General features: G+C 68.2%; 1 protein-coding gene. It reads right to left on the reverse strand.

The annotated features are described in order from the left end of the window. Positions 1 to 255, reverse strand: a 255-nt coding sequence (locus E2A64_RS17885) for a hypothetical protein (protein ID WP_158285804.1), incomplete at both ends; no start/stop codon positions are given.

Here is a 255-nt window from a genome sequence, read left to right on the forward strand (position 1 = left end):
AGCGATTGTGGCGCCGTCGGCGCCCCGGTTGTCGTTGGCGAGGATGCCTGCGGCGGCATCGACCGTCAGCAGGTCGCCTTCGAGCACCGGCCCGCCGGTATCTGCCACGGCATTGGGCACGTCGTCGACGATGGTGACGGTGAAGCTGCCGGTTGCGCTGGTTCCGCCGATACCGTCGACTTCGACGGCGATGGCATCGCCGAAGCCGGTGTCGGTGGCGCCCGGCTTGCTGTCGTTGTCGATGGTGGCCTTGAG

This window comes from Pseudohoeflea suaedae, assembly GCF_004354915.1.
Classification (GTDB): Bacteria; Pseudomonadota; Alphaproteobacteria; order Rhizobiales; family Rhizobiaceae; genus Pseudohoeflea; species Pseudohoeflea suaedae.